The sequence below is a fragment of the Gilliamella sp. B2923 genome, from assembly GCF_026536565.1.
Classification (GTDB): Bacteria; Pseudomonadota; Gammaproteobacteria; order Enterobacterales; family Orbaceae; genus Gilliamella.
In genome coordinates, this window is record NZ_JAFNNZ010000028.1 from 1 (window position 1) to 3,286 (window position 3,286).

The 3,286-nt window shown below is 34.8% G+C and carries 2 protein-coding genes; both read left to right on the top strand.

Annotated features, from left to right (window positions below):
• Positions 1 to 626 (top strand): DUF2345 domain-containing protein (locus J3U42_RS12085; RefSeq protein WP_267336584.1); only part of this gene is annotated, 626 nt, incomplete at its 5' end.
• Between the two features lie 10 nt (positions 627 to 636).
• Entirely contained in the window at positions 637 to 3,129 is a 2,493-nt protein-coding gene (locus J3U42_RS12090) for a hypothetical protein (protein ID WP_267336585.1), read from the top strand.
• Positions 3,130 to 3,286 lie beyond the last annotated feature (157 nt).

Consider the following 3,286-nt stretch of genomic DNA (forward strand, 5'->3'; position numbering starts at 1 on the left):
GCAAACTGACCATTACTGCCAGCAAAGAGCTAACCCTAATCTGTGGCGGCTCGTATATCAAAATCAGCAGTAAAGGCATAGAGCTGGGCACACCAGATAACGTTAAGCTTAAATGTAATGTGATGCAGAAGATGGGGCCCACATCATTATTTCCGACAACAATTGACTTACCATTAAGTATGGTAGAATTTGCCGAATCATTACCATGCCAGTTAAATCTGAAAATTAGTGATATTCCAGGTAGTAATGGAATTCATTATAGCAATTCACAATGGCGAATTGTCACGGCTAATTGTGTTGAAGATGCTTTAATGACTGATGACGTTATTTATGAAGGTAAAACAACACAGACTGGCGAATTACAAATCTCATCGGAAGAATCGAAAGATATCGTTGCACAGTATAACAAGCATCCAGGCCGTTTATGGATTGTGAATAATAATATTGCTTATCAATTACAAATGTCGACATTAGGGGATGTTGATAATTCAACAAAAAATATTAAAGCAGCGCAAGCAATGGGATACAAAGCCAATTTATTAAAAGAGCAGAAAAGTTTCTTAAATGCGGTTGAAAGTAACTCACAAATTGAAAAGAATCAATTGATCAAATCAATAAGAAAATGATGGTATGCTAATGATGGAACATAATAAAACACATATCTTGTTTGATGAAAAAGGCGAGGAAAACTACACCTCGACAGTAACTGAGGATATTTGGTTATATGATATCAATAAATATGGTAATAGAGATAATTTTGCGGAACCTACACATAAAAATAGTGTAAAAGCTTATGTACAAAGTTATGACTATTTTCAGGATTTAATTGCTGATATTCGTAGTGCTGAAAGAGAAATCTATATCACTGGCTGGCAGGTAAACTGGGATGCAATGCTAACACCAAATATACGTTTAGTTGATTTAATACTTGAAGTGGTGCAGAAAAATAAAAAATTGGAAATATTTGTTTTACCTTGGAAATCGCAGTCAATCGCCGTCGATACCAATGATCAAGATACTAGAAACGTATTAAGAAACTACATAAATGAATATATTCAGCGAGAAGCGATTTTTGTCAGATTACATAGTTCAAAAAATGATGAGCCATTCTACAGTATTGCAACGCAAATGTTTTTCTCTCATCATCAAAAGTGTATTATTATTGATAGAAAAAAAGCATACGTAGGTGGAATAGACTTAGCTTATGGTCGTTATAGCCATGGTTATGATATCGATCCGAATGCAGACAATAGACAAGTCTTGAATCGTTATAATCCTTGTGTTGCATTGATGGGCGATGACAGAAAAGAAATAAGTCTATCATTCAGACCTAGAGATCGTTCAACGCTTAGCTATGATAAACTTAGCCAAACACAAATATTTGATAAAAAATATTTTGAAAAAACCAAAACAACATTAGCCGACAATCAACCAATTATGCCATGGCAAGATATTCACGTTAAAATTGAAGGTAAAGCGGTATTCGACTTAACATTAAATTTTGTATTACGTTGGAGGCAAGCTGGCACTAATGGTGAGCAAAAAAATGACAATGTATCTGATTATTGTATAAATAAATCACTATCATTACCCACACAGCAAGAATATGATGAAATGGTAGATAAAGGTAATGTTAGTGTACAGATATTAAGAAGTGCGCCTCTTTCTATGCGTGCTAAGGAAACAATGTCGGTACTAATGGGTAGCGATATAGACCTATATAATGGGATTGAAGGTCTTAACAAGCTGGCACCGAATGTTCGGCATAAAACTAACTTCACATTGCAGCCACAATCTGATATTTATCAGGTGATGCTAAAATTAATAAAAAAAGCCAAACGCTATATTTATTTGGAAAATCAATTTTTTATCTCTGATTATGGTAGTCCGTCTGATGTTTCATTAAATGATCAATTATCCGAGGCTGCACAAATAGAGTTGCCACTTAAACCGTGGGCGACAAGAGTGTTATCGGCAACGGCTAATGATTTGCCTGAAAATAAAATTGTTCAAGCTTTAAGCGATAAAATTGCCAGTGTCATTTTTGCTTTTAAACCCGAACCATTTCATGTCTACATAACCTTACCTGTACACCCAGAAGGATTATTAAATGTGGGCTCTACTATGGCGACCATCCATCAAACCATGCAAACAATCGTATATGGTAGCGATAGTTTGCTTAACCGCATTCGCAAACATTTATGGGTTTATCAACAACTGGTTAAAGATGAAGTACCACGAAAAAACTGGCAAAAATTGCGACCAACCTATTACGATAAAATGGGCGAGGAATACAAAACAATAGAGTTAGAAGAGTGTGATAAATATGTTACCTTACTTAATCTGCGCAGTTGGGCTCAGTTAGGTGATCGCACACTTACTGAACAAATCTATGTTCATAGCAAATTAACCATTGTGGATGATCTGTATGTATTAGTCGGCAGTGCCAATATTAATGACCGCAGCTTATTAGGTGGGCGGGATTCAGAGCTTGCGGCATTAATTGTAGATAATGATTCACAAACCATTAATTGTCCTGAACGTGGCATACCTATACCGGTTAGAAAATTTGCCTATGAATTACGAACCAAAATTTGGCAAGGTTTATATGGTCAAGGGTTAGAGCAAGCGATTAACGTCCCTGAACTTGCCAGTAGTGTTACTGCAATCCGCTCCCGAGCTAAAAGTAATACTGATATTTTTGAATCGGTTTTCCCATTTATACCGAGGAATTATTTAAGTGAAGAAGTTATTAACGGCACGAAACGTGAAGTTATATTTGCCTCAATTTGGCCTGTTTTGGATTATGAAGAATTAGACAAACAAAATAATGAAAAATATAAAGATAAAAAGTTAGTAAAAGAAGAAATTAATAAATATTATGGATCATATGGAGACATTCATATAGTGATTGTTGAAGATGAGGAAACATTAGTAAAAAAAATCTTTACGAAGAAATATTTTACAGAAGAATTATTAATGCCTTTTAATGATATTTTTTGGCAAAATTATGCCATCAATCAACCTGACACATTACAAAACATTCAAGGCCATATCACATTAGTGCCCATCCATTGGACAGAAGATGAAAATAACGCGATTGCTTATCATATTCGGTTATTAACTTAAGGATTTCCTATCATGAAAAAATTTTTTTTATTAGTCAGTCTTACTTGTTTTAGTTATCTAGCCCAAGCAGTTGAACTCACCTATAAAACCGAGTGTATTGGTTCCTATACCTTAGATTTACCCGATAATCTTGAAGTGGCACTTTACCCGACAAATA